The organism is Bradyrhizobium sp. AZCC 1577, assembly GCF_036924575.1.
Taxonomy (GTDB): Bacteria; Pseudomonadota; Alphaproteobacteria; order Rhizobiales; family Xanthobacteraceae; genus Bradyrhizobium.
Genome location: NZ_JAZHRQ010000001.1, coordinates 3,651,007 through 3,674,345 on the forward strand (window position 1 = coordinate 3,651,007; position 23,339 = coordinate 3,674,345).

The window sequence follows — 23,339 nt, forward strand, 5'->3', positions numbered from 1 at the left end:
AAGGCCCAATTGGGGCGCTGGCGAACCCGCATCTCCGGGCTGATCGGAACCGGCGGTGCAACCGGCCGTTAGGTCAGGTGAAATTGAGGGGCCACCTCTGGTACGGCCTCAGAGGTCGCGGAGCACGCAATGACAATTCTCAAATGGGCGCTGATCTTCTTTCTGGTGTCGATCGTTGCCGGCATCCTCGGCTTCACCGGCATTTCGGAGGCCTCCGCCGACATCGCCCGCTTCCTGTTCTATGTCTTCGTCGTGATCTTCCTGGTGCTCCTGATCCTCGGGCTCACGATATTCAGGGTGTAGCTCCACGCCGTCGTTCCGGGATGGCGCGAAGCGCCAGATCCCCGGGGTGCAATTGCACCCCGGGGAATCCCTGGATTCTCAGGGGCGCAATTGCGCACCATAGTTCGATGCTTTCGCATCGCCCCGGAATGATATCGCCTCTGACTACGCCACTTCCTCGATCGTCACCTTGTCCGGATAGAACGCCAGATGGCCGGCGATCTCGGCCATGGCCGGGAAGGGCGTCTCGTAGGTCCAGATCGAATTTTCGAGGCTCTTGCCGTTGGCGTTGATGCTGAAATAGTTCGCGTCCCCCTTGTAGGGGCAGTGCGTGGTCCGCTCGGTGCGGGACATTAACGCCATGTTGGCGTCCTCGCGCGGCACATATTGCACCGCCGGATAGCTGGCTTCCTTCAAGGTCAGCGCGCGGGTGGTATCGGCAATGACCACGTCGCCCACCGAGACCCGGACGCGCTTGGGGTTTGCCGTAATCGTGATCGGATGGTCGGGACCGGGCAATTTCATGATTTTGAGCCTCTTTTTCGGTCAGCCCGAAATGATCGGGCGCGACGCGATCTCGCGGTGTCAAACGCTTCGGCCCGGAATATAGTGCCGCCAGGCGTGACCTAGAAGAGCGTACGCGCTAGGTTTGGCCGTCACGGTCGCGCGAGCCGGCCGTGATTCGAAACACCTGACGGAGACATGCTGGAATGCCGATGGATGCCCACGATATCGAGTCGATGATCAAGGCAGCTATCCCCGATGCCGAGGTGACGATCCGCGATCTCGCAGGCGATGGCGACCACTACGCCGCGACCGTGATCTCGGAGTCGTTCCGTGGCAAGTCGCGGGTGCAGCAGCACCAGATCGTCTACCAGTCGCTCAAGGGGCAGATGGGCGGCTTGCTGCATGCGCTGGCGCTGCAGACCGGGGTACCTGGCGGACCCGGGGTACCGGAGAGGTAGTCCCCAGACGGCGGGGGCATCGATGACAGACAACGCACACGGCGCGCTGTTTCGCCGGATCGTGCCGCACCAGCATAGCCGCGTCACGTACGCGGAGCTGTTCTTCGACCTCGTTTTCGTCTTTGCGGTCACGCAAATTTCGCACACGCTGCTGGCTCACTTTACGCCGCCGGGCGCATTGCAGGTCACGCTGCTGTTTCTCGCGGTTTGGTGGGTATGGGTATTCACTACCTGGATCACCAACTGGCTCAATCCCGAAAAGACCCCGGTCCGGCTGCTGCTGTTCGCGATGATGCTGGGCGGGCTGGTGCTATCGACGTCCATCCCAAAGGCATTTGACGAGCGCGGCTTATGGTTTGCCATCGCCTATGCGGCGATGCAGGTCGGCAAGACGATATTTCTGTGGTTGTCGACGCCGCCGTCGCGGCCGCGGGCACGCATGAATGCCGTCCGGATCGCCGCCTGGCTTTCGGTGTCGGCCGTCTTCTGGATCGCCGGAGGGATAGCGGAGGGGCAGCCGCGCTTGATGCTGTGGGCCATTGCGCTCGTCATCGAATATATCTCGCCGGCGGTGCGGTTCTGGATTCCCCGCCACGGCGCGTCCTCGGTCGCGGACTGGATGGTCGAAGGCGGCCACATGGCCGAGCGCTGCGCGCTGTTCATCATCATCGCGCTCGGCGAATCCGTCGTGGTGATCGGCGCAACCTTTGCCGAACTCACCTGGACCACCGAAAACGTTCTGGCGTTCATCTCGGCCTTCCTCGGCAGCATCGCGATGTGGTGGATCTATTTCCACATCGGCGCCGAAGCCGGCTCCGAACAGCTTTCAAAATCGAGCGAGCCGGGAAGGCTGGCGCGGCTCGCCTATACCTATCTGCACATGCCGATCGTGGCCGGCATCATCGTCGCGGCGGTGGCGGACGAACTGGTGCTGAAACACCCCGGCGGACATTCCGATCTCAAGACCGTACTGAGCGCGATCGGCGGCCCCTTGCTGTTTCTGCTCGGGACCATCCTGTTCAAGCTGAGCTTTCGCGGCTTCCTTCAGCTCTCCCACGGGGCGGGCATCATCGCGCTTTGCGCGCTCGCCTGGTTCGCAAGCGAGCTGTCGCCGTTGATGCTGTCGATCCTGACCACCGCGATCATGATCGCGGTCGCGGTGTGGGAAACGGTCTCGCTGCGATCCGACCCGGCAGAATAGTGCCTTTAATCCAGCCTGGGCCGCCTCATCGGCACCAGTTGCGGCGAGTTGTGATGATCGACGACATTTCTGAGGACGAGATCCGACAGTTGGACGACGAGAGCGCGGAGCCTCGCATTTTCCTCGCGAAGCGCTGCCCGCTCGGTGTCTGCTCCCTCATCCCAGCCCGTGTCCGTATCACTGTGAACAGACGAAGATGCCGAACGTTGCCCGTGGTTGCTTGACGCTGGAAATGCGTTGCCCATGACTGAAATCCCCTGGCACGAACTCACCCCAAGCCATGCTGCCGCGGAGGCTCGGCTGAGTCCGCGTCAAAAGTTGGACATTTCGAAGGGGAAACGACAGCGCAGATGGACCGTTTTGCGGGCGGGGTAATAAAGATGAATACTTGTTAAGAAGTTTGGTTATACTGCGCCCGGCAAGGTGCGGGGACGCGCGGCGGCGTAGGCACCTTCCATCAAACTTGACCAGCGCGATCAGTCAGTGCCCACGGGGGAGCCGTGGCTGGGAATACGCGCCTATGAAACAGAGTGAAGCAAGAGTACGCATTATTGAAGAGTGGGACCGCTGGATCTTGACGCAGATGATCGAGCCGGACGGACCGACTGGAAAAGATTCTTTGAAATTTTTCCACGAACTGCAGGACGCAGGATCTCCGCTTCTGGATTTCCAGTCCCGCGGGCAAGACAAGTGGCGGATCATTCACGCGTGGCTGTTGGGTGCAGACCGATTGTCCGATGATTGGATATCTGTCGCTCCCCGCATTGCGCCGACACGCAGGCCGCGACCGGACCGCAGGCGGTCCGTCTGCAAGACGTGAGCTGCAAAACCCGCGGCTAGAGCCCTTTCGGTTCTGATTGAATCAGAACCGGGCTCTAGATTCCTGTTTTGACGCGCTTTCTTGACGCGAACCGGTGTCCACCCCGGATCAAGTCCGGGGCAGGCTTTCGCTTGAAAACGCTCTAATCCTCAGTCCGACGCCGCCAGCGCGTGAACGGAGAACATCTGGTCGCGATCGTTCCAGGATTCCCGCACCGACCAGCCGGACTCGCGCGCCAACGCGGTGAAGCGGTCGAAGCTGTATTTGTAGCTCGACTCGGTGTGGATGCTCTCGCCGGGACGGAATGAAAAATTCCGTCCTAGGATGCGCACGCTCTGCGCCTTCTTGGAAATCAAGTGCATCTCGATGCGATGGCGCTCGCGATTATAGACCGAGCGGTGCATGAAGGCGGAGACGTCGAAATTGCCGCCGAGCTCGCGGTTGATGCGGACCAGTACATTGAGATTGAACCGCGCGGTGACGCCGGCGGCGTCGTTATAGGCGTCGTAAAGCACCCGCTCGTTCTTCTCGAGGTCGACGCCGATGATCATCTGTGCGCCTTTGCCCAGAATGTCGCGTGCGCTGCGCAGGAAGGCGCGCGCCTCGTGCGGCTCGAAATTGCCGAGTGTCGATCCCGGAAAGAAGCCGACCTTGGGCTGGTCTGCGATTTCCGCCGGCAGCTCGAACGGCGCGGTGAAATCGGCGGCAACCGGATAAACGCCGAGATCGGGGAAATCCTTGCGCAAGCCGCTGGCCTGCGCATTCAGGAAATCGCCGGAAATATCGACCGGGACATAGGCGGAAAAATCGCAGCGCTCCAACAGCAGGCGGACCTTGGTGGTCGCGCCGGCGCCGAATTCGACCAGGGCCGCACCTTTCGGAATGAGTGCGGCGATTTCATCGCCGCGGCTATGCAGGATGCCGAGTTCGGTGCGGGTCGGGTAGTATTCCGGCAGCACCGTGATCTGCTCGAACAGCTCGGAGCCCGCAGCATCGTAAAAATATTTCGGCGACAGCCGCTTAGGGAACTGCGAGAGGTCGCCGATCACGTCGCCGGCAAAGGCGGAGGTCTGTTCGTCGAACGGGTGCGTTTGGGCCAAAGCGGCGGCATGCACATTCATGATACTCTCCTGAACGCGCTTTCCGGCGCGCTTCGATGATCGAAAATGTCAGGCGTAATCGGCGAGGCGTAACCCCGTGAATTGCCAGCGGTGGTGCGGGTAGAAGAAGTTGCGGTAGGTGATACGGCTATGGCCGGCCGGAGTTGCAAGCGAGGAGCCGCGCAGCACGAGCTGGTTGACCATGAACTTGCCGTTGTATTCCCCGAGCGCCCCCTCGATGGCGCGGTAGCCGGGGTAGGGGGAGTAGGAGCTGCGAGTCCACTGCCAGACGATGCCAAAGGCATCGTTGAGCTGGCCGGCGCGGGCGGCGACCTCCCACTCCATTTCGGTCGGCAGATGGCGGCCCGCCCAGCGTGCAAACGCGTCCGCCTCGTAATAGCTGACATGGCAGACCGGGGCAGCCGGATCGATCGGCTGCAAACCGCCGAGCGTCATGATCCGCCACTCGCCGTCGACCTGGCGCCAGTGGCCGGGCGCCTGCCAGCCCTCGTTGGTCGCCGTGGCAAAGCCGTCCATCAGCCACAGCGTGGCCGTGCCGTAGCCGCCGTCCTGCATGAAGGCGAGCCATTCGGCATTGGTCACGAGGTTGCGGGCGAGCCTCACCGGGCCGACCAGGGCGCGGTGCGCGGGCGTTTCATTGTCGAAATGGAAGCTGTCGTCGGCGTGGCCCACGGTGTGGATGCCCTCGTTGAGAGTGGTCCACTCCTCTGCCGAACGGTGCGCTGTCGGGAGGCGCCAGGATGGATCGTAGGCCGGCGGGATCGGGTTCTGGGCAAAGGCGTGGAGGATGTCGGTCAGCATCAATTCCTGATGCTGCTGCTCGTGATTGAGGCCGACCTCGACCAGCGGGACCAGTTTTGTGAGGCGCTCCTCGCCGGCGGTCTGGAAGAATTTGACCACGGCGGCATCGACATGCCGGCGATAGGCGGTGATCTCGTCGGCGCTCGGGCGGGTCAAATGGCCGCGCTGGTGACGGGCGTGCCGTGGTCCGGCGCTGACATAATAGGAATTGAATAGAAACGCATAATCGGGGTGGAAGGGCTGGTAACCCTCGCAGTGCTCGCCGAGCAGAAATTGCTCGAAGAACCAGGTGGTATGAGCGCGGTGCCATTTGGCCGGGCTGGCGTCCGGCATCGACTGGATGAGCTGGTCCTCGGGGCTCAACGGAGCGGCCCGGCGCTCGGTCTCGCCGCGGACGGCCAGATAGGCTTCCACCAAATTCTGGGCGAGGGCGGCGGAATCCGAGAAAAGTGACGGGGCAGGGGCGGCGAACGCGGCGGCGGATACTGGTTTCGTCACAGGTATCTCCAGTGAAAGGAGAGAACGTTAGGCTGGCAAACTGGTTCCTGACGGGCAGTCCGTCCTAGATAGGGGTTCCGTTGCGGGAAAAAAGCCTGCCCGCGCTATGACATTAATGCTGTCATTCTATGGGCTGCGGTTGCCCGGGCGCCCTGAGGCGACCCCGCGCATGCCAGCTCTTCGCCATTTTACTTTGGATGAACAACGGTTTGGGCTACATATATGACAAGTATCCGGGTTACATGGACGAGCCGGCCCGTTACGCGACGCCGCAGGGGGCTGAGCCCCAAAAGGAAGCAATATGAGCATCGAACAATTCATCGAGAACGAAGTGAAGTCGAACGACGTCGTGCTGTTCATGAAGGGCACGCCGCAGTTTCCGCAGTGCGGTTTCTCAGGCCAGGTGGTCCAGATCCTCGATCACATCGGCGTCGGCTATAAGGGGCTGAACGTCCTGGAATCCGCCGAGCTTCGCAACGGCATAAAGGAATATTCGAACTGGCCGACCATCCCGCAGCTCTACGTCAAGGGCGAATTCGTCGGCGGCTGCGATATCATCCGCGAGATGTTCCAGGCCGGTGAATTGCAGCAGCTCTTTGTCGACAAGGGCGTCACCGTCAACGCGGCGGCTTCCGCCTGAGCGGGCTGGCGCGCCAGGTCGGCCAGGCGCGGCTGGAAGTCATTGTTGCCGACATCACCACGCTCCGCGTTGACGCCATCGTCAACGCCGCGAACTCGTCCCTGCTCGGCGGGGGCGGCGTCGATGGCGCGATCCATCGGGCGGCAGGACCTGAACTGCTTGCCGAGTGCCGCACGCTAAACGGCTGCGCGACCGGCGACGCCAAGATCACCCGGGGATACCGGTTGCCGGCCAGGCATGTAATCCACGCCGTCGGGCCGGTTTGGCACGGCGGCAATGTTGGAGAGGACGGGTTGCTCGCTTCTTGCTATCGGCGCTCCCTCGAACTCTGCCAGACCAATGCGCTCTCCTCTCTGGCATTTCCCGCGATCTCTACGGGCGTCTATCGCTTCCCTGCCGACCGTGCGGCGGGCATCGCCGTCGCAACCGTCGTCGATGGACTGGCCGCGGCGCCTGCCGTGACAAGGGTCATCTTCTGCTGTTTCTCCCCTGACGGCGGCCTGCTGCATGAACAGGCGCTGGCAGCCTTTGGCAGCCCTTGCGCCGACTGACGCCGCAGCTACACTCCTTTCCGAATTCTGGAGGGGGTTCCAATGAACTTGCGTCAAATGCTGCGCGCGCTTGCCTGCGGCGCGCTGATGCTGGCGGTTACGCCGCAAGTCCGCGCCGAAGGCACCTTCGACATTCCCGCCGGCGCGCGTTTCAACAAGGACAAGCTTACGAAGATCACCGAATTCTTCAAGAACGAGGTGGCGACCGGCAAGATCGCGGGTGCGAACGTCCTGATCCAGCAGCATGGCAAGCCGGTCTATCACGAAACCTTCGGCGTTCAGGACGTGGAGTCCAAGAAGCCAATCACTGACAAGACCATCTTCCGCCTGTTCTCGATGACGAAAGCGATCACGTCGGTCGTGGCCATGCAATTGATCGAAGACGGCACGATCAAGCTCGACGATCCCGTCTCAAAGTACATTCCGTCCTTCGCGAATGTGAAGGTCGGTGTCGAGAAGAAGGCCGAGGACGGCACCAAGACGCTCGAGCTGGTGCCAGTGAGCCGGCCGATGACCGTCCGCGACCTGATGGTGCATACGTCGGGGATCACCTACGGCTTCTACGGCGACACCCTGGTCCGCAAGGCCTATGCGGCCGCCAATATCTATGACGGAGATTTCGATCTGGCCGGGTTCGCCGAGCGGATCGCCAAACTGCCGCTGCACAACCAGCCGGGCGCGCTATGGCAATACGGACATTCCACCGACATCCTGGCGCGGGTGATGGAAGTCGCGTCGGGAAAATCCCTGTTCACGATCATGCGCGAAAGGCTGCTCGATCCGCTTGGCATGGTCGACACCGGCTTCTATATCACCGATCCGGAGAAGCAGAAGCGGATGGCACTGCCGGTACCCAACGACAGCAACTTTCGCGTCGGCCGCGACACCAACCCGACCAATGTCAAAAAGATCGAATTCGCCAGCGGCGGCATGTACTCGACGATGGCGGACTACCGCCGCATTACGCAGATGCTGCTCAATGGCGGCACGTTCGAGGGTAAGACCTATCTGAAACCCGAAACGTTCAAGCTGATGACGACCGACTATGTCGGCCCCGGGTCTGGGGTCGAGCGGGACTATTTCTATTTCCCCGGGGACGGCTTCGGAATGGGCCTCGGCCTTGCGGTGCGCACCGATCCGGGCAATGCCAAGCCGCCGCCGCCGGGATCGCTTGGCGAATTGAAATGGGATGGCGCCAGCGGCTGCTATTTCGTGGTCGACCGCAAGCAGGACATGTTCTTCGTGCTGCTCGAGCAGACGCCGACGGAACGCCAGCGCATCCAGCGGACGCTGAAGCAGTTGGTCTATGAAGCGCTGGAGAACTGATGGCACCACGGCAGGGCGTTGCCTTGCTGCGGCGGTGCTTGTGGTTTCCCTGGTCGGCGGCCAGCCGCAGGAGGCGCGGGCCGAGCCGAAAATGGCAGCCGCGCCAACTTTTTCGCGAGCGGCCCTTGACCGGATTGGTGACTACGTTCGCAGCGAGGTCACGGCCGGCAAGATTCCCGGTGCGGTGCTTCTGATCCAGCAGCACGGCAAATCAGTCTATCTTGAATGTTTCGGCGTGCGGGACCCTGCGTCCAGCCAGCCGATGACGCCGGACACCATTTTCCAGATCTATTCGATGTCGAAGGCCGTCACCTCGGTCGCCGCGATGATGCTGATCGACGACGGGAAGCTGGCCCTCGACGATCCCGTGTCCAAATACATTCGTGCCTTTGCGGATGCGAAAGTCGGTGTCGATCTTTCCGATGAAGCAGGACAGTACCCGCTCAAGCTCGAGCCGCTGAAGCACCCGATCACGATCAGGGATCTGCTGCGGCATACGTCCGGCATCACTTACGGCTTCTTCGGCGAAACCGCGGTGCAGAAACTCTATGCCAATCCAAGATTATACGCCGGCGACTTCGACAACGCTGAATTCGCTGACCGCATTGCGGTACTGCCGCTCGCCGATCAACCGGCAACGCGTTGGAACTACAGCCACTCGACCGACGTGCTCGGCCGCGTCGTCGAGGTGGTCTCGGGGCAGACGCTGTTTCAATTCGAGAAGCAGAGACTGTTCGATCCGCTAGGCATGTCCGAGACCGCATACTATGTCGCAGATGACGCGAAGTGGCCGCGCATCGCCCAGCCATTTCCCGTTGATCGTTTTCGGGTGGCCGGAATCGGAGACCCGACAGTGCTGCGGCGGTGGGAATCTGGTGGCGCGGGTCTGGTCTCGACGGCCGCCGACTATGCCCGATTCCTGCAAATGCTGCTGAATGGAGGTACGCTGGACGGCAAGCGGTACCTCAAGCCCGAGACAGTCGCGCAGATGACCTCGGATCAGATCGGTCCTGAAACCAGGATCATTCATGATCCCTTTTACTTTCCGGGCCCATCCAGCGGCTTCGGTCTTGGCTTTGCCGTGCGCACCTCACCGCCGCCAAACACGACATGGCCGCTCGGCGAATACCGGTGGGATGGCGCAGGCGGAAGTTTCTATTTTGTCGATCCGCAGGACGACTTGCTCGTTGTCTTCATGGTGCAGGCTCCGACGCAGGGCGGGCGAATTCAACTGGCGCTGAAGACGATCATGTACGAGGCGCTTGGGAAAGGTCTGCGCAAGGATTGACAATCGCCTGATTACGCCACGGCGTTTTTCGCGATCGTCTCGCGATAGAACGACGCGCTCAGCTTGGGCGTACGACGCTTGGAATCGAAGTCGACGTGGTAGATGCCGAAGCGCTGCTCATAGCCATCAGACCATTCGAAATTGTCCATCAGGCTCCACAGGAAGTATCCGAGCACGGGCACGCCCGCGGATGTCGCGCGCTGCAACTGCGTGAGATAATTGCGCAGATACATGATGCGGTCGACGTCGTAGATGGTTCCGTCCGGCGCCGGCTGGTCGCTCCCCGACGTTCCGTTCTCGGTGATATAGATCGACTTCACGTTCCAAAGTTTTGCGACATGACGCGGCACCCAATAGATGGCTTCGGGGCCGGGCCTGAGCCAGCTCGCTTTCATGTGCGGAAACGAGGCGGGAAACGGCGCCAGCGTGAAGCCGCGCTCGTTGTCGGCGGCAACGACATAGTGGTCCGGCATATAGACGTTCAGCCCGACGAAATCGATCGGGGATGAAATGACGCTGAGATCCTCAGCGGTGAATTTCGGCGCGTCTTGGCCGGACCGCGCCAGATACGCCTCGGTATATGTTCCTTCGAGCATCACGGTCAGGTAGCCCGCGTTGAGCTCGCGCGTCGCCATCTCGGCGGCGCGGATGTTGGCTGATGTTTCGATGGCGGGGATGCAGCTCACGGCATTCTCCGCCGGACCGACCTTCGTTCCGGCTCGGCCATGGGCGCGGATGGCCTGAACGGCGAGACCATGTCCCAGCGCAACATGGTGACGGACCTGGTTCAATCCTGATTGAGGCAGTTTGAGGCCGGGCGCGTCGGCGCCGAGGCCGTGGCCGAGATGAACGAGCCTGGAGCATTCGTTGATCGTGAAGAAATGCCTCACGCGATCACTCAAGCGGGCAGTGACATGGGCGGCATAATCCGCAAATGCCTTCGAGGTGTCGCGCGAAGTCCAGCCGCCGAAGCGATCCTGCAGCGCCTGCGGCAGGTCCCAATGGTACAGCGTCGCAAACGGCTCGATGCCGTTGGCCAACAATTCGTCGACAAGGCGGTGATAAAAATCGAGGCCCTTTGGATTTGCCGGTCCGGTCCCATCCGGGAAGACGCGCGGCCATGCGATCGAGAATCGATAGGCTTTTGCGCCCAGCGACCTCATGATCTCGATGTCTTGCTTGTAGAGACGATAATGGTCGGTCGCAGTGTCGCCATTGCTGCGATCGGAAATGGTGCCGGGCGTGTGGGCAAAGCGGTCCCAGATCGACGGCCCGCGGCCGTCTTCGTTGACCGCGCCCTCGACCTGATAGGCCGAGGTCGCCGTGCCCCACAGAAAGCCGCTCGGGAAATCCGACGAGGGGCGCTGATTCTGTGTTCCGGTCGCTCGATCCGATTGCGCAGTGCTGGATTTGGCTGACAGTATCGACATGCCAAGAGCCGACCAGCCTGCAAGTCTGCCAAATTGTCGCCGGGAAAATCCCTTGAATGCCATCATTTCACTCGTCAGGCGCGATCAATTTTGCGCAAACAAAGCTCACTTTTGAAGGGCTCAATATCGCCGCTTCCGTGCTCTCGCGCAATTGTACACATGGCGGGACCAGCGGGTCGACATGCCTGCCGCGCAGGGCTAAACAGGCACATCCATTCGTCCTATTAGGGGAGCAGGACCAATCGGCTTTCGCACGCCGCTGGCACTTTTGTTTCTATCGCTCGGCATCGTTGTCGCGGTGTGGTGGTGGCTGGCCACGCCGGTAGCGCTGACGCGCGCGCCGATTGATGATGCATCGAAGCTGGAATGCGTTTCCTACGCGCCGTTCCGCAACGATCAGACGCCGCACGATCCGACGCTCATCGTCAAGCCGGAGCAGATCGCGGAGGATCTGGAGGAGCTTGCCAAGGTCTCCAAATGCATCCGCACCTATTCCATCGACAACGGTCTGGACAAGGTGCCAGAGCTTGCGTCCAGGGTCGGATTGAAGGTTCTGCTCGGCCTGTGGATCGGACGTGATCGCGCGAAGAACGCGCAACTCGCCGACATTGCGGTCTCGCTGGTGAAGGATCATCCCGGTACGGTCGCAGCGCTCATCGTCGGCAGCGAAGTGCTGCTGCGCGGCGACATGACCGTCGGCGACCTTCGCCAAACGATCCAGTCGGTCAAGCCGCGCGTGGACATTCCGGTGACCTATGCCGATGTCTGGGAATTCTGGCTGCGCTACCGCGAGGTAGGCGCCGATGTCGATTTCGTTACCGCCCATTTCCTGCCCTATTGGGAAGACGTTCCCCCGCGCGCCGAGGATGCGGCCGCGCATATAGATGAGATACGCAAGCAAGTGGCGGCAGCCTTTCCCGGCAAGGAGATTTTGATCGGCGAAACCGGCTGGCCAAGCCACGGGCGGATGCGCGACGGCGCGCTGGCGTCCCGCGTCAACCAGGCACGTTTCATTTCCGAGATTCTCGAGCGAGCACGGCGCGATAATTTCCGCGTCAATTTGTTCGAGGCCTATGACGAGCCGTGGAAGCGCCGCTGGGAAGGAACGGTGGGGGGCTATTGGGGACTGTTCGACGGGGCCGAACGCAAGCTGAAATATCCGGCCGGCGTGGCCATCAGCAATTACCCGTTCTGGAAGCTGCAGATGGCAGGCGGGCTGCTGCTTTGCCTCTGTGTATTCGCAGTTGCCGGGTTCACGCGGAAGCGCCAGCAGGCCGCGGCGCCGTTGACATCGTGGGCCGCGGTCACCGCATCCGCGACCGCTGGCGGGATCTTGCTGGGCATCAGCATCGACAAGATGCTCCAGGAAAGCTACGGGCTCGGCGGTTGGCTGGTTCAGGGTTTTCTGCTGACGGCGGCCGTGACAGCGCCGCTGCTGGCCACCTACGCGCTGATGTCGGGGCGGGGGCTTCCAGCGTTTCTTGAAGTGTTGGGGCCGCGCAAGAGCCTGACCCCATTGTTCATGAGCAACATACTGGGCGTGACGCTGATCGTGACGACGCTGATTGCCGCGCAGACCGCGCTCAGCCTGATATTCGACGCGCGCTGGCGCGATTTCCCATTCGCCGCCCTGACCATGGCCGTGGTGCCATTCTGGACATTGGCGTTTCTCAACGGATCGAAATCCGGCGAGCGGCCGCTCTCTGAGGCCGTGTTTGCCGGACTCTTCGCTTTGGCGGCGATCTATATCGTCCTCAACGAAGGCTTCCAGAACTGGCAGGCCATGTGGACGGGCGCGGTGTACCTGCTGCTTGGCAGCGCGTTGTGGCGGGCGCGCACATCAGCCGTTGCCTAAGTTCACGCCCTCGGGCTGATGCTTCTTACGCGCTGCGTACGATCTCGCGGACCAGCCCGACAGTCTCCTCGATCATCGCAGCACTGACGTCGAGATGCGTACAGGCGCGAATGCGGCCGTCCATCATCGCGAGCAGCACGCCGCGCTTGCGCAAGGCTTCGACCATCTTGTCGCCGGCGATGCCGGCTCTGTCAGGCTTGAAGAACACCAGGTTGGTCTCAGGCTCTTGCACCTCGATGCCGTCGATCTGCGACAGCCCCCGCGCCAGCGCACGCGCATTGGCGTGATCGTCGGCGAGGCGGTCGACGTGATGGTCGAGCGCGTAGACGCAGGCCGCGGCACAAATGCCGGCTTGCCGCATCGAGCCGCCGAGGCGCTGCTTCCAGCGCCAGACGTCGTCGATGAAGGCGCGCGAGCCCGCAATCACGCCGCCGATCGGCGCGCCGAGGCCCTTGGAGAAATCGATCCACGCTGAATCCCATCCCGCGGCCATGTCGCGCGCCGATATTTTCGTGGCGACGCAAGCGTTCAACAGCCGCGCGCCATCCATATGGGTGATCAGCCCATGCGCCTTGGCGATCTCGACGATTTCATCCAGCGCCGCCTTCTTCCAGATCGTGCCACCGCCGATATTGGCGGTTTGCTCGACGCTGACGACGGTCTGCGGCGGCTGGTAGCGCGAGCGCGGGTGCAGCGCGGCGCGGAACGTTTCGGGCGTGAATTGCCCGTCATCGCCCGGCAGCGGCATGATCTGGAATCCGCCGAGCGCTGCATGCGCGCCGCCTTCGCGGGCAATGATATGCGCGGTGGAATGGGCGAGGATTTCATCGCCCGGCCGGCAATGGGCGAGAGTGGCCGAGACGTTGCACATGGTACCTGACGGCATGAACACGGCGGCTTCCTTGCCGAGCAGGTCAGCCACGCGCTCGCAAAGCAAATTCACCGTCGGATCGTCGCCGATCTGCTCGTCGCCGACTTCCGCCCGCGCCATAGCCTCGCGCATCGCGGGCGTCGGCCGCGTCTGGGTGTCCGACAGCAGGTTGATGCGGATGGGATCGGCCTTGGGATCGCGCGGGGCAGGGGTGTAGTGCATGGCAGTTTCTCGTCTCTTTTGACTTGATGGCGGGACAGAAATTATCTGAACCGCAGATTTTCTCGAGAGAGCTGATTGATCGCTGTGCATCCCATCAGCTTCATTCCCCGCTCGAGTTCCGACCGCATCAGGTCGAGAGCCCGCTCGACGCCGGCCTGGCCGGCCGCCGCGAGAGGATAGAGATAATAGCGTCCGACGCCTACGGCCTTGGCTCCAAGCGACAATGCCTTCAAGACATGGGTGCCCCGCTGAATTCCGCCGTCCATGATCACGTCAATTCGATCGCCGACCGCGTCCACGATTTCGGCCAACTGGTCGAATGGCGCGCGGGAACCGTCCAACTGCCGGCCGCCATGATTGGACAGCACGATGCCGGTGCAACCAATCTCGACGGCGCGCCTGGCGTCCGCCACCGACATGACGCCCTTCAGGCAGAATTGCCCGCTCCATAGCCGGACCATTTCAGCCACATCGTCCCAGTTCATCGAGGGGTCGAGCATCTCGGTAAAATACTTGGAGATCGACAGCGCGCCGCTGCCCATGTCGACGTGCTGGTCCAGTTGCGGAAGCTTGAACCGCTCATGCGTGAGATAATTGATGCCCCAGGCCGGCTTGATCCCGAACTGATACATCCCGGCAAGCGTCAGCCGAAATGGAATCGAAAAGCCGGTGCGCTTGTCGCGCTCGCGGTTGCCGCCCGTGATGCTGTCCACGGTGAGCATCATCACCTGGACGCCGGCTTCTTTGGCACGTTGCATCATCGCGCGGTTGAGACCGCGATCCCGGTGATAGTAGAATTGATAAACCTGCGGCGTGTCGTGCGCCTGACGCAGTTCCTCGAGGCTTACCGTGCCGAGCGAGGATACGCCGAACATCGTGCCATACTTCGCCGCAGCAGCGGCGACGGCGCGTTCGCCGCTATGGTGGAACAGCCGTTGCAGTGCGGTCGGAGAGCAATAGATCGGCATCGCGAGCTTCTGGCCCAGCACTGTCACCGACATATCGATGTTTTCGACGCCGCGCAGGACATTGGGTACCAGGTCACAACGCTCGAAACTTGCGGTGTTCCGGCGATGGGTCACCTCGTCGTCAGCCGCGCCATCGATGTAATCGAAGATAGGGCCGGGCAGCCGTCGCCGGGCCAGCCTGCGGAAGTCATGAAAGTTGTGGCAGTCGCGCAAGCGCATGTTGGACCCGCATTGATTCAGCCCACGGCGAGGCTCGGCGTTGAGACGACGCATACTCGCATACAAAAAGGCCCCGGCAAAACCGGGGCCTTTGATATCTCGTAACTGAAAACCGATCAGCGCGAATAGAATTCGACGATCAGATGCGGCTCCATCTGAACTGCGAACGGCACGTCCGACAGCGCGGGGATGCGGGTGAACTTCGCCGTCATCTTGGAGTGATCGGCTTCGATGAAGTCGGGCACATCGCGCTCGCCGAGCTGGCTTGCTTCCAGAACGGGAGTAAGCTGCTTGGAGGATTCCTTGACCTCGACGACGTCACCGGGCCGGAGCTTGTAGCTCGGAATGTTGACGCGGCGGCCGTTCACCTTGATGTGGCCGTGGTTGATGAACTGGCGCGCGGCGAACATGGTCGCGACGAACTTGGCGCGATAGACCACGGTGTCGAGACGGCGCTCCAAGAGGCCGATCAGGTTCTCACCGGTGTCGCCCTTCATCCGGCCGGCCTCGACATAGACGCCGTGGAACTGGCGCTCGGAAATGTTGGCGTAGTAGCCTTTGAGCTTCTGCTTGGCGCGGAGCTGGACGCCGAAGTCGGACAGCTTGCCCTTGCGGCGCTGGCCGTGCTGGCCGGGGCCGTATTCCCGGCGGTTCACGGGGCTCTTCGGGCGGCCCCAGATGTTCTGGCCCATACGGCGATCGATCTTGTATTTCGCCTCACTGCGCTTTGTCATCGCGTCCTCTGCTTAAGAGTTTGAGTGTTGAGGAAACGCGCCCTCCTGTGCACCGGGGTTGCCGGGGCCGACAGGTCCGCCTCGAAAGCTCGGGGAGGACCACGGGTCGCGAAACGCATCGCGGGCCGAAACCGGCCCGCGAGCAAGCGGGTTCTTAGGGAGAAACCGCTGTTCTGTCAACGAAAAGGGACCTCACGGCGACCGGGGGCCGTCAAGTCGCGACCGCGCGGACCGGTTTGGGCTCGGTTTGCTGCCGATTGGTCCGCAATTCGGCTGATATTTCGCCGTTCAGTACCTGTTCCAGCCGGTTCAACGCTTTGGCCATCGGGGCGGCATCGGTAATCCGGTGATCCCAGCGCAAGACGATATCGATGGTCTGGTCGGACTTTTCCACCCCATAGCTCAGGACAAAGGGTCCGGGGCTGATGGCATGGAGCTGGCCCGCGCCATAGGCGGCCACCGAGGTGACCCCAAAACTACCGAAATAATTGGCCCGCTGGCGGCCGAAATTCAGCCCGACCGCCCAGAACAGCCGCCGCAGCGGCAGCGGCAGCCGCGTGGTTCGCAGGATCTTCCGGAACGCCGGCACCTCGTCGATCGGCGCTACCTTGGCGTGCCGGATCAGGGCGTCGACTTCGGCAAGCGGCATTTCATCGGGCGCGGCGACCTTTTGTGGCAGCACGCAATCCTGGCCATCCTCGACCCGGGCGATCGCCACCATCGCGACGCTGCGGGGCAGTTCATAGAAGGCCGGCATCGGCCATTTGACGTAGAGGGTGCGCAGGATCGGCTGTTCCTTGGCCACCAGCGCGAAGGCCTTGACGAAAATCGCGGCCCAGCCCGGCCGCTGAGCGGCCTGCGCGCGGGCTTCCTGCAGGGCTCGAATATTGAGGGGACGCGAGAGCGAAACAAAGGGCACGCGGTTCGAGGCGTGCATGAGGTCGGCGACCAGACGGCGCGGTAGTGTGATTTTTCGAGCCGTTCCGCGCATCGCTCCGCCCGCGTTTCCGCAATAGATCAATCAAAAAGCCGGCAGGCCGCCCCCGCAACCTGCCAGCACCTCATCTAGCACGAACAAGGCGTTTTGACGCCAGAAGGTTCGAATCCGGATCGCCCCTGTTGGCGGCGCCATGCCCCCGAGGAACCCCGAGAACTTTGAAGGGCTTGCCGCCGTCTCGGCACCTATCGCTTGATCCCTTCAAAGCTTGCCGCGATGCCGCGCTGGAACAGCGACCAGTCGAAGCCGAGCGCCAGCGCGACGTAGCCGCGGTCGATCATCTTGTTGGCTTGCTCGGCCGTGCGCGCGACGCCGCCGATTGGTACGCCACTCCTGAGGATGCCTTCCTCGGCCCGCTTCATCAGCGCCACCACCTCGGGATCATCGGGCAGGCCGCGCTTATTGATGGAGGTGGCGAGATCGCCGGGGCCGATCACGGCGACATCGATGCCAGGCGTCGCCATGATCTCGTCAATGCGCTCGACCGCTTCGACATGCTCGATGGTGACCATGCAGATCATGTCGTCGTCCGCGGTCGCCATGTAATCCGCCATCGACACGCCCCAGCGCAACGGCGCATGGAACGGGCCCCACAGCCGGTCGCCGTTCGGCGGATAGCGCACGCTGCGCACGGCTTTTTCGGCCTCAGTGCGGCTGCAGATCATCGGAAAATTGATGCCGAGCGCGCCAAGGTCCATCGGCGCTTTCGCCAGCCAGGGCTCGTTGGCGGCTATCCGCACCATCGGTACGCAGGGCGTGCCAGAAGTCGCCGTGATCATCGCATGCGCCGAGCCGAGATCGATCGGGCCGTGTTCCAGATCGACGATGATAAAGTCGATCCCCGAACGCGCCATGATCTGCACGGTCTGGATCGAGGGGATGGTCGCGATCGCGCCGAAGGTCGGACGTCCCTCCCGCCACGCCTGGCGGAGGCGGTTGAGCGGCGCAGGCTTTGCGGTGGTCAAGCGGAAACTCCCTGCTGAAATGACCGACTGATCATTGGGCGAGGGGACCATAAGGTCAAATTCACCGCTTATCGAGCCACATTGTTTCTGCGCCTTGCCATCATTTCAGACGCCAGAGGCGGAGCAACGCCAGCGCTGGTCCTATTTGTGCTAATCTTTTTTCAGCACATGATTGCCTATGGTCTTGCGGAGCGGATTGTGAGGCGACGTGAGTTCATCGCGCTCCTTGGAGGCGCGGCGGCAGCGCGACCACTCGGCGCGCATGCGCAGCGCCCGAAAGCGCGCGTCCTCTATTTCACTCACTCTGCCGGCTACCGGCATCAGGTCCTGCCGCTTTCCAAGGCAATCCTGACTCAGCTCGGAAGCAATTCGGGTACCTTTGAGGTCACTGCAACGGAAGACCCGTCTGAATTTTCGACCGAAAACCTCGCGCGCTACGCCGCGGTGATGTTCTTCACATCCGGAGAACTTCCGATGAGCGACGCACAAAGGATGGCTCTTCTCAACTTTGTGAGTTCGGGCGGTGGGTTCATCGGTGTTCATTCGGCGACGGACACATTCTACACTTGGCCGGACTATCTCGATCTGGTCGGCGGCTACTTCAATGGTCATCCCTGGCATCAGGCCGTGACCATCAAGGTGGTTGATCCCAGCGACCCTCTGGTGGCGTTTCTCGGGAGTTCATTCCAGATCGAGGACGAGATCTACCAGATCAGCGACTTCGACTATCGTGGATCAAGTGTGCTTCTGCGCCTTGACCCAAACTCGGTGGACCTCGGCAAGAGCGGCGTGCATCAGCGTTTCTATGGTTGGCCTCTCGCATGGACCCGCCTCTACGGCGAGGGGCGCGTATTCTATGCGGCGCTGGGCCACGAGCCGTCAGTCTGGCAGGACTTCCGCTACCAGCGGCTCCTCACCAACGCTATCCTCTGGTCGATGCGAAAGTAACGAGCGAGTATCGACACGACCGCCGCTCATTGCTTCTATTGGGCCAACGCATGCCACAATTCGTCTGCTGCGTGATTGCGACAGTCGGGCGATCTGAATAATCTGATCTCTATCGGTATGTCGAACTGCGGTGGCCCCGCGCCAACGAGCCGTCCCTGTTCCAGATCGTGTTTTGCCAATGTTCGCGGAAGCCACGCGACCCCATGGCCTTCGCGCGCCATCGTCATCAGCGTCGCGGCGAGATGTGAGGTAAAGCCGGTCTCCATTTGCGCGATCGCATCCCGGCTCATCTGATGGGCGGAGAGGATCCGGCCAAGTCCGGAGGCATGGCTATACGCGAGGAGGCGTGTCGGTCGAGCCGATGTGCCGGAGAGCGGCCATGCAGGCCGCCCGTCGGAATAGGGCGCGCAGAGCGGGACCAGACAATCATCGCCGACCCGCACGCTCTGGAAACGGTCGGGTTCGAAACGCGTCGGCACCTCTGGATGATAGTGACACAGCAGGAAATGCACCTCTCCGCCGAGCATGATCTCTTCGCAAGCTTCCATGCTGTCCGAAACCAGGTTGAGGGCGCCGAGGGCCTCAAAGCGCAGGTGGTTCCGAATCCATTCGGGGAAAAACGTGAAGGAAAGCGCGTGCGTTGCTGCGATGGACAGAGCGATCGTATTTCGCTCGCCCACCGATCGGGTATCGCGTCGCGCCCTTTCCAAACCACGGATCATGTCGGCAGCCAGCGGCTGAAAGTGCTGGCCGGCTGGCGTCAAGCTGGCGCCTTGAGCGCCCCGCACGAAAAGCGGGGTGCCGATCCAGTCCTCAAGCGCGCGTATGCGCCGGCTGAAAGCCGGCTGTGTTACGTTCCGCGCGTCGGCTGCGCGCGAGAAGCTCTTCAGTTCTGCCAGCGCCAGGAAGTCTTTGAGCCAGTCGAGATCCATGTCGATGCCGTTTGCGCATAACGCGAACCGATCATGGCATTGGCCAATCCGCCCGTCCAGAAGTACCCATCGAAGCAGATCGCCCCAAGGAGAACATCATGCGCATCATCGACGTCTGTGAGATCACCAAGCCGATCTCGTCGCCCATCCGCAACGCCTATATCGACTTTTCGAAGATGACCGCGAGCCTCGTCGCTGTCGTGACTGATGTCGAACGCGATGGTCGCCGGGTCATTGGCTACGGCTTCAACTCGAACGGCCGGTACGGCCAGGGCGGTCTCATCCGCGAGCGCTTTCGCAACCGCATTCTGGAAGCAGACCCCAAAAGCGTCCTCAACCCATCCGGTGATAACCTCGATCCGCACAAGCTCTGGGCGGTAATGATGAGCAACGAGAAGCCCGGCGGTCACGGCGAGCGTTCAGTTGCGGTCGGAACGCTCGACATGGCGGTCTGGGACGCGACGGCCAAAATCGCGGGAAAACCGCTGTTCCGGTTGCTCGCTGAGCAAAAGGGGCGCGAGGCCAACCCTCGCGTCTTCGTCTACGCCGCCGGCGGCTACTACTACCCCGGCAAGGACAATGCGGCGCTGCGGGCAGAAATGCGCGGATATCTCAATCGCGGCTACAACGTCGTGAAGATGAAGATCGGTGGCGCATCCATTGACGAGGATCAGCGCCGCATCGAGGCGGTTCTGACCGAGATCGGCTCCGAGGCTCAACTGGCTGTCGACGCCAACGGCCGTTTCGACCTTCAGACCGGCATCGCTTATGCCAAAATGCTCCGCCAGTATCCGCTGTTCTGGTATGAGGAGGTCGGTGACCCCCTCGACTATGCCCTTCAGGCAGCGCTCTCGGAATTCTATCCCGGCCCGATGGCTACCGGCGAGAACTTGTTCTCGCACCAGGATGCGCGCAATCTTCTGCGCTACGGTGGAATGCGCCCGGACCGCGATTGGCTGCAGTTCGACTGCGCCCTGTCTTACGGCTTGGTCGAATATCTGCGCACGCTCGACGTGCTGAATCAATTCGGTTGGTCGCCGTCCCGCTGCATTCCGCACGGCGGCCATCAGATGTCGCTTAACATCGCAGCAGGACTGGGGTTGGGCGGCAATGAGAGCTATCCTGACCTCTTCCAGCCGTACGGCGGCTTTCCGGATGGGGTGAAAGTCGAGAACGGTCACATCGTCATGCCCGAGCTTCCCGGAATCGGGTTCGAGGGCAAGTCGGACCTTATCAAGGTCATGCGCGATCTGGCTGAGTGAGCGTAACGCGATCTGCGGTGTCGTTGCGATCCTCGCCATCTCCGACGAGGCAGGGTGCAAGCTCCGCAGCGATGTCCGCAATTATCATTCGGCGAGGGACCATAAGGTCACATCGACGTTTTCATCCGCCCGGGTATAGTCCCCTGCACAATAAACCTAAGGGAGGAGACAATGATGAGGACAATTCTGGTCGCCGCTGCACTCGTCGCCCTTGCCACCGGCGCATCTGCTCAGGACAAGCGCCCTGACTACGGCACAGCGGTCAATGCCGCGGGTGCGAAGAAGATCGCAGCTGGCGTCCTCGCCGAATGCCAGAAGAACGGGTGGAACGTGGCTGTCGCTGTGGTCGATAATCACGGATTCCTCGTGTATTTCGAACGAATGGACAACACGCAGACGGGCAGCATGGACATCGCCGTCGGTAAGGCGAGGTCCGCGGCGACCTATCGGCGCCCGACACGCGTTTTCATGGAGGCGATCAACAAGGGCGGGCCGGCCACGGCCACGCTTCCCGGTGTCTTCGCCTCGCCGGGCGGATTGCCGATCATGGTCGATGGCAAAGTCACTGGCGGCGTAGGAGTGAGCGGCGTCACCGGCGACCAGGACGAGCAATGTGCCAAGGCCGGCCTTGGGACTACATAAGGAATTGCATCCTGCACCCCGGCGTACAAGCGCCGGCACGGTTCTGTTGTACCCCGTGCCGGCCGGTAGACGCATCGCTCCAAACAGCGGCGACGAACGGCATGCTGCAAATCAGCGAGCAAGCCTCGTAAAGACAAAGTCGTGGCCCTTCGCGCGGGCTTCATGGCAGGCAAAACATGTGCGGTGTTGAGCCTCGTCCACCGGCTTGCCGTCTACAAATCGGCCAAATCCCCATCCACCGGTGGCTGCATATTTGTGCGAATCTTTCACCATGATCTGGACCGTCGTGGCGCTTCCGGGAATCGACGCCGATGCAAACTCGGGGGACTGAACACGCTTCCAAGCCAGCTTGACGAGAACGGTGCCGTCAGGGAACGGCAGCTTTCCGTCACCATAGGCATCGATTGCGGTCTTGTTGCCAACGACGGCTCGAAGTTCATCCAGGGGGGCCGCCTCTTCGGCCGGAGCCACCAGTTCCCAGCGCCTGTATCCCGAGGGAACGGTGACGCCGAAGATCGGTGACGCATCTGCGGTACCACTCGGTTCTTTCACTGGTTCCTCCGCGGCAACGATTGCCACAAGGAATGGCACGCATGTGAGCAGAACGGCGATGAGAGCCACTGCAAGCACGACCACGGTTCGGTATGAAGGAAATATTCTTCTTTCGGGCATCGTCGACTTCCATCATGTCCCATCAAGCTGAAAAGGGGGTATTCTCGGTTCAGCCAAGCTGAACCGAGGCGCTCAAAGACCTTCAGGCTCCATCTGCATCGATGACGGCTTTGGCAAACGCCTTCGGCGCTTCTTGAGGCAGGTTGTGCCCGATGCCTCCCTTTATGAGGCGATGTTCATATCTGCCCGAGAATTTGCCGGCATAAGCACTTGCCTCGGGGTGAGGTGCGCCGTTGGCATCACCTTCGAGCGTGATCGTCGGTACAGTAATAATCGGAGCCGTCGCTAGCCGGTTCTCGATGTGCTCATACTTTCCTTCGCCTCGGGCGAGCCCGAGGCGCCAGCGATAATTGTGGACCACGATCGCCACATGGTCCCTGTTGTCAAAGGCCACGGCGCTTCGATCGAATGTAGCATCATCGAAATTCCATTGCGGGGACGCGAGCCTCCAAATCAGTTTTGCGAAATCATGCCGATACTTGTCATATCCGACACGGCCGCGCTCGGTCGCGAAGTAGAACTGATACCACCATTGCAATTCAGCCTTGGGCGACAACGGAACGTTTCCAGCAGCCTGGCCTGAGATCAAATAGCCGCTGACGGAAATCAGCGCCCTGCAGCGCTCAGGCCACAGCGCCGCGAGGATGTCGGCCGTTCGCGCGCCCCAGTCGAAACCGGCGATGACCGCCTGCTTGATGCCGAGTGCATCCATCAAGTCGATGACGTCGATGGCCAATGCTGCAGGCTCGCCGTTGCGCATTGTTTCCGCGGAAAGAAACCGCGTCGTACCATAGCCACGCAAATAGGGAATGATCACGCGATAGCCCGCCTCGGCGAGCAGGGGTGCGACGTTCACGAAGCTATGAATGTCGTAAGGCCAGCCGTGGAGGAGGATTGCCACGGGGCCGGTAGTCGAGCCCATTTCTGCATAACCGACATTCAAGACGCCGGCGTTGATCTGCTTGAGCTTACCAAACGACGTGTTCGTGTCCGTCTTCAATCCGGACGATCGTGAAAAATCCGCTTCGGCACTGGCCCCGATAACGCCGAGGCCGGCAGCGACGGTTGCTGCTGCGACGCCCAAAAATTGGCGCCGATGATGGTCGGTAGTATGATTCATGCTGCTTCT

23 protein-coding genes are annotated in these 23,339 nt (G+C 61.6%); 11 read left to right on the plus strand and 12 right to left on the minus strand.

What is annotated here, in order from left to right:
* The first annotated feature begins 129 nt into the window (after positions 1–129).
* A complete protein-coding gene (locus V1278_RS16945) occupies positions 130–303 on the plus strand; it encodes a DUF1328 domain-containing protein (RefSeq protein ID WP_028349982.1) in 174 nt (57 codons plus the stop codon).
* A gap of 144 nt (positions 304–447) precedes the next feature.
* Here the strand turns inward: V1278_RS16945 and V1278_RS16950 are convergent, their stop codons facing one another.
* A complete protein-coding gene (locus V1278_RS16950) occupies positions 448–807 on the minus strand; it encodes a DUF427 domain-containing protein (RefSeq protein ID WP_334381614.1) in 360 nt (119 codons plus the stop codon).
* A gap of 185 nt (positions 808–992) precedes the next feature.
* On the opposite strand from V1278_RS16950, the gene V1278_RS16955 reads away from it, so the two are divergent.
* Together V1278_RS16955 and V1278_RS16960 are read left to right on the plus strand one after the other, a co-directional pair.
* On the plus strand, positions 993–1,247 hold the full coding sequence (locus V1278_RS16955; RefSeq protein WP_025590827.1) for a BolA family protein: 255 nt from the start codon (positions 993–995) through the stop codon (positions 1,245–1,247).
* Between the two features lie 22 nt (positions 1,248–1,269).
* Entirely contained in the window at positions 1,270–2,448 is a 1,179-nt protein-coding gene (locus tag V1278_RS16960) for a low temperature requirement protein A (RefSeq protein ID WP_334381615.1), read from the plus strand.
* A 969-nt stretch (positions 2,449–3,417) separates the two neighbouring features.
* Here the strand turns inward: V1278_RS16960 and egtD are convergent.
* On the minus strand, positions 3,418–4,389 hold the full coding sequence (gene egtD / locus V1278_RS16965) for an L-histidine N(alpha)-methyltransferase (RefSeq protein ID WP_334381616.1): 972 nt from the start codon (positions 4,387–4,389) through the stop codon (positions 3,418–3,420).
* A 48-nt stretch (positions 4,390–4,437) separates the two neighbouring features.
* Positions 4,438–5,688 (minus strand): ergothioneine biosynthesis protein EgtB, encoded by a 1,251-nt coding sequence (egtB, locus tag V1278_RS16970; RefSeq protein ID WP_334381617.1) that lies wholly within the window; start codon positions 5,686–5,688, stop codon positions 4,438–4,440.
* A gap of 301 nt (positions 5,689–5,989) precedes the next feature.
* Between egtB and grxD the strand changes: the two genes are divergently transcribed.
* The 4 genes from grxD to V1278_RS16990 are packed head-to-tail and all read left to right on the plus strand — an operon-like array spanning position 5,990 to position 9,493.
* On the plus strand, positions 5,990–6,328 hold the full coding sequence (gene grxD / locus V1278_RS16975; protein WP_334381618.1) for a Grx4 family monothiol glutaredoxin: 339 nt from the start codon (positions 5,990–5,992) through the stop codon (positions 6,326–6,328).
* A complete protein-coding gene (locus V1278_RS16980; RefSeq protein ID WP_334384197.1) occupies positions 6,325–6,879 on the plus strand; it encodes an O-acetyl-ADP-ribose deacetylase in 555 nt (184 codons plus the stop codon). The genes grxD and V1278_RS16980 overlap by 4 nt, the downstream gene beginning before the upstream one ends.
* A 42-nt stretch (positions 6,880–6,921) precedes the next feature.
* Entirely contained in the window at positions 6,922–8,205 is a 1,284-nt protein-coding gene (locus V1278_RS16985) for a serine hydrolase domain-containing protein (protein WP_334381619.1), read from the plus strand.
* Entirely contained in the window at positions 8,186–9,493 is a 1,308-nt protein-coding gene (locus V1278_RS16990; RefSeq protein WP_334381620.1) for a serine hydrolase domain-containing protein, read from the plus strand. The genes V1278_RS16985 and V1278_RS16990 overlap by 20 nt, the downstream gene beginning before the upstream one ends.
* An 11-nt stretch (positions 9,494–9,504) precedes the next feature.
* Here V1278_RS16990 and V1278_RS16995 read toward each other — a convergent pair whose 3' ends face one another.
* A complete protein-coding gene (locus V1278_RS16995) occupies positions 9,505–10,923 on the minus strand; it encodes a GH1 family beta-glucosidase (protein WP_442893645.1) in 1,419 nt (472 codons plus the stop codon).
* A gap of 268 nt (positions 10,924–11,191) precedes the next feature.
* Here V1278_RS16995 and V1278_RS17000 point away from each other — a divergent pair, with 268 nt between their 5' ends.
* Positions 11,192–12,778 carry a glycoside hydrolase family 17 protein gene (locus V1278_RS17000; RefSeq protein WP_334381621.1) on the plus strand — a complete coding sequence of 529 codons (1,587 nt, stop codon included), beginning with the start codon at positions 11,192–11,194 and terminating at the stop codon, positions 12,776–12,778.
* Positions 12,779–12,803: 25 nt separating this feature from the next.
* Here V1278_RS17000 and V1278_RS17005 read toward each other — a convergent pair whose 3' ends face one another.
* From V1278_RS17005 to V1278_RS17025, 5 genes are all read right to left on the minus strand, one after another.
* Positions 12,804–13,871 (minus strand): threonine aldolase family protein, encoded by a 1,068-nt coding sequence (locus V1278_RS17005; RefSeq protein ID WP_334381622.1) that lies wholly within the window; start codon positions 13,869–13,871, stop codon positions 12,804–12,806.
* A 41-nt stretch (positions 13,872–13,912) separates the two neighbouring features.
* Positions 13,913–15,058 (minus strand): alpha-hydroxy acid oxidase, encoded by a 1,146-nt coding sequence (locus V1278_RS17010; protein ID WP_334381623.1) that lies wholly within the window; start codon positions 15,056–15,058, stop codon positions 13,913–13,915.
* A gap of 116 nt (positions 15,059–15,174) precedes the next feature.
* On the minus strand, positions 15,175–15,792 hold the full coding sequence (rpsD, locus tag V1278_RS17015) for a 30S ribosomal protein S4 (protein ID WP_334363606.1): 618 nt from the start codon (positions 15,790–15,792) through the stop codon (positions 15,175–15,177).
* 211 nt (positions 15,793–16,003) lie between these two features.
* A complete protein-coding gene (locus tag V1278_RS17020; RefSeq protein WP_334381624.1) occupies positions 16,004–16,783 on the minus strand; it encodes an acyltransferase in 780 nt (259 codons plus the stop codon).
* Between the two features lie 191 nt (positions 16,784–16,974).
* Positions 16,975–17,754, minus strand: a complete 780-nt coding sequence (locus V1278_RS17025; RefSeq protein WP_334381625.1) for an HpcH/HpaI aldolase family protein — start codon at positions 17,752–17,754, stop codon at positions 16,975–16,977.
* Positions 17,755–17,835: 81 nt separating this feature from the next.
* On the opposite strand from V1278_RS17025, the gene V1278_RS17030 reads away from it, so the two are divergent.
* On the plus strand, positions 17,836–18,702 hold the full coding sequence (locus V1278_RS17030) for a ThuA domain-containing protein (protein ID WP_334381626.1): 867 nt from the start codon (positions 17,836–17,838) through the stop codon (positions 18,700–18,702).
* Positions 18,703–18,737: 35 nt separating this feature from the next.
* Here V1278_RS17030 and V1278_RS17035 read toward each other — a convergent pair whose 3' ends face one another.
* Positions 18,738–19,634 (minus strand): LysR family transcriptional regulator, encoded by an 897-nt coding sequence (locus V1278_RS17035; protein ID WP_334381627.1) that lies wholly within the window; start codon positions 19,632–19,634, stop codon positions 18,738–18,740.
* Between the two features lie 98 nt (positions 19,635–19,732).
* Here V1278_RS17035 and V1278_RS17040 point away from each other — a divergent pair, with 98 nt between their 5' ends.
* Positions 19,733–20,896: a mandelate racemase/muconate lactonizing enzyme family protein gene (locus V1278_RS17040; protein WP_334381628.1), complete on the plus strand. Its 1,164-nt coding sequence runs from the start codon at positions 19,733–19,735 to the stop codon at positions 20,894–20,896.
* A 171-nt stretch (positions 20,897–21,067) separates the two neighbouring features.
* The gene (locus V1278_RS17045) at positions 21,068–21,538 is read left to right on the plus strand and encodes a GlcG/HbpS family heme-binding protein (RefSeq protein ID WP_334363599.1); all 471 of its coding nucleotides are present in this window, start codon (positions 21,068–21,070) and stop codon (positions 21,536–21,538) included.
* A gap of 111 nt (positions 21,539–21,649) precedes the next feature.
* Here V1278_RS17045 and V1278_RS17050 read toward each other — a convergent pair whose 3' ends face one another.
* Together V1278_RS17050 and V1278_RS17055 are read right to left on the minus strand one after the other, a co-directional pair.
* Positions 21,650–22,210 (minus strand): cytochrome P460 family protein, encoded by a 561-nt coding sequence (locus V1278_RS17050; protein WP_334363598.1) that lies wholly within the window; start codon positions 22,208–22,210, stop codon positions 21,650–21,652.
* 82 nt (positions 22,211–22,292) lie between these two features.
* Positions 22,293–23,330, minus strand: a complete 1,038-nt coding sequence (locus V1278_RS17055) for an alpha/beta fold hydrolase (RefSeq protein ID WP_334384199.1) — start codon at positions 23,328–23,330, stop codon at positions 22,293–22,295.
* Between the last annotated feature and the right edge of the window lie 9 nt (positions 23,331–23,339).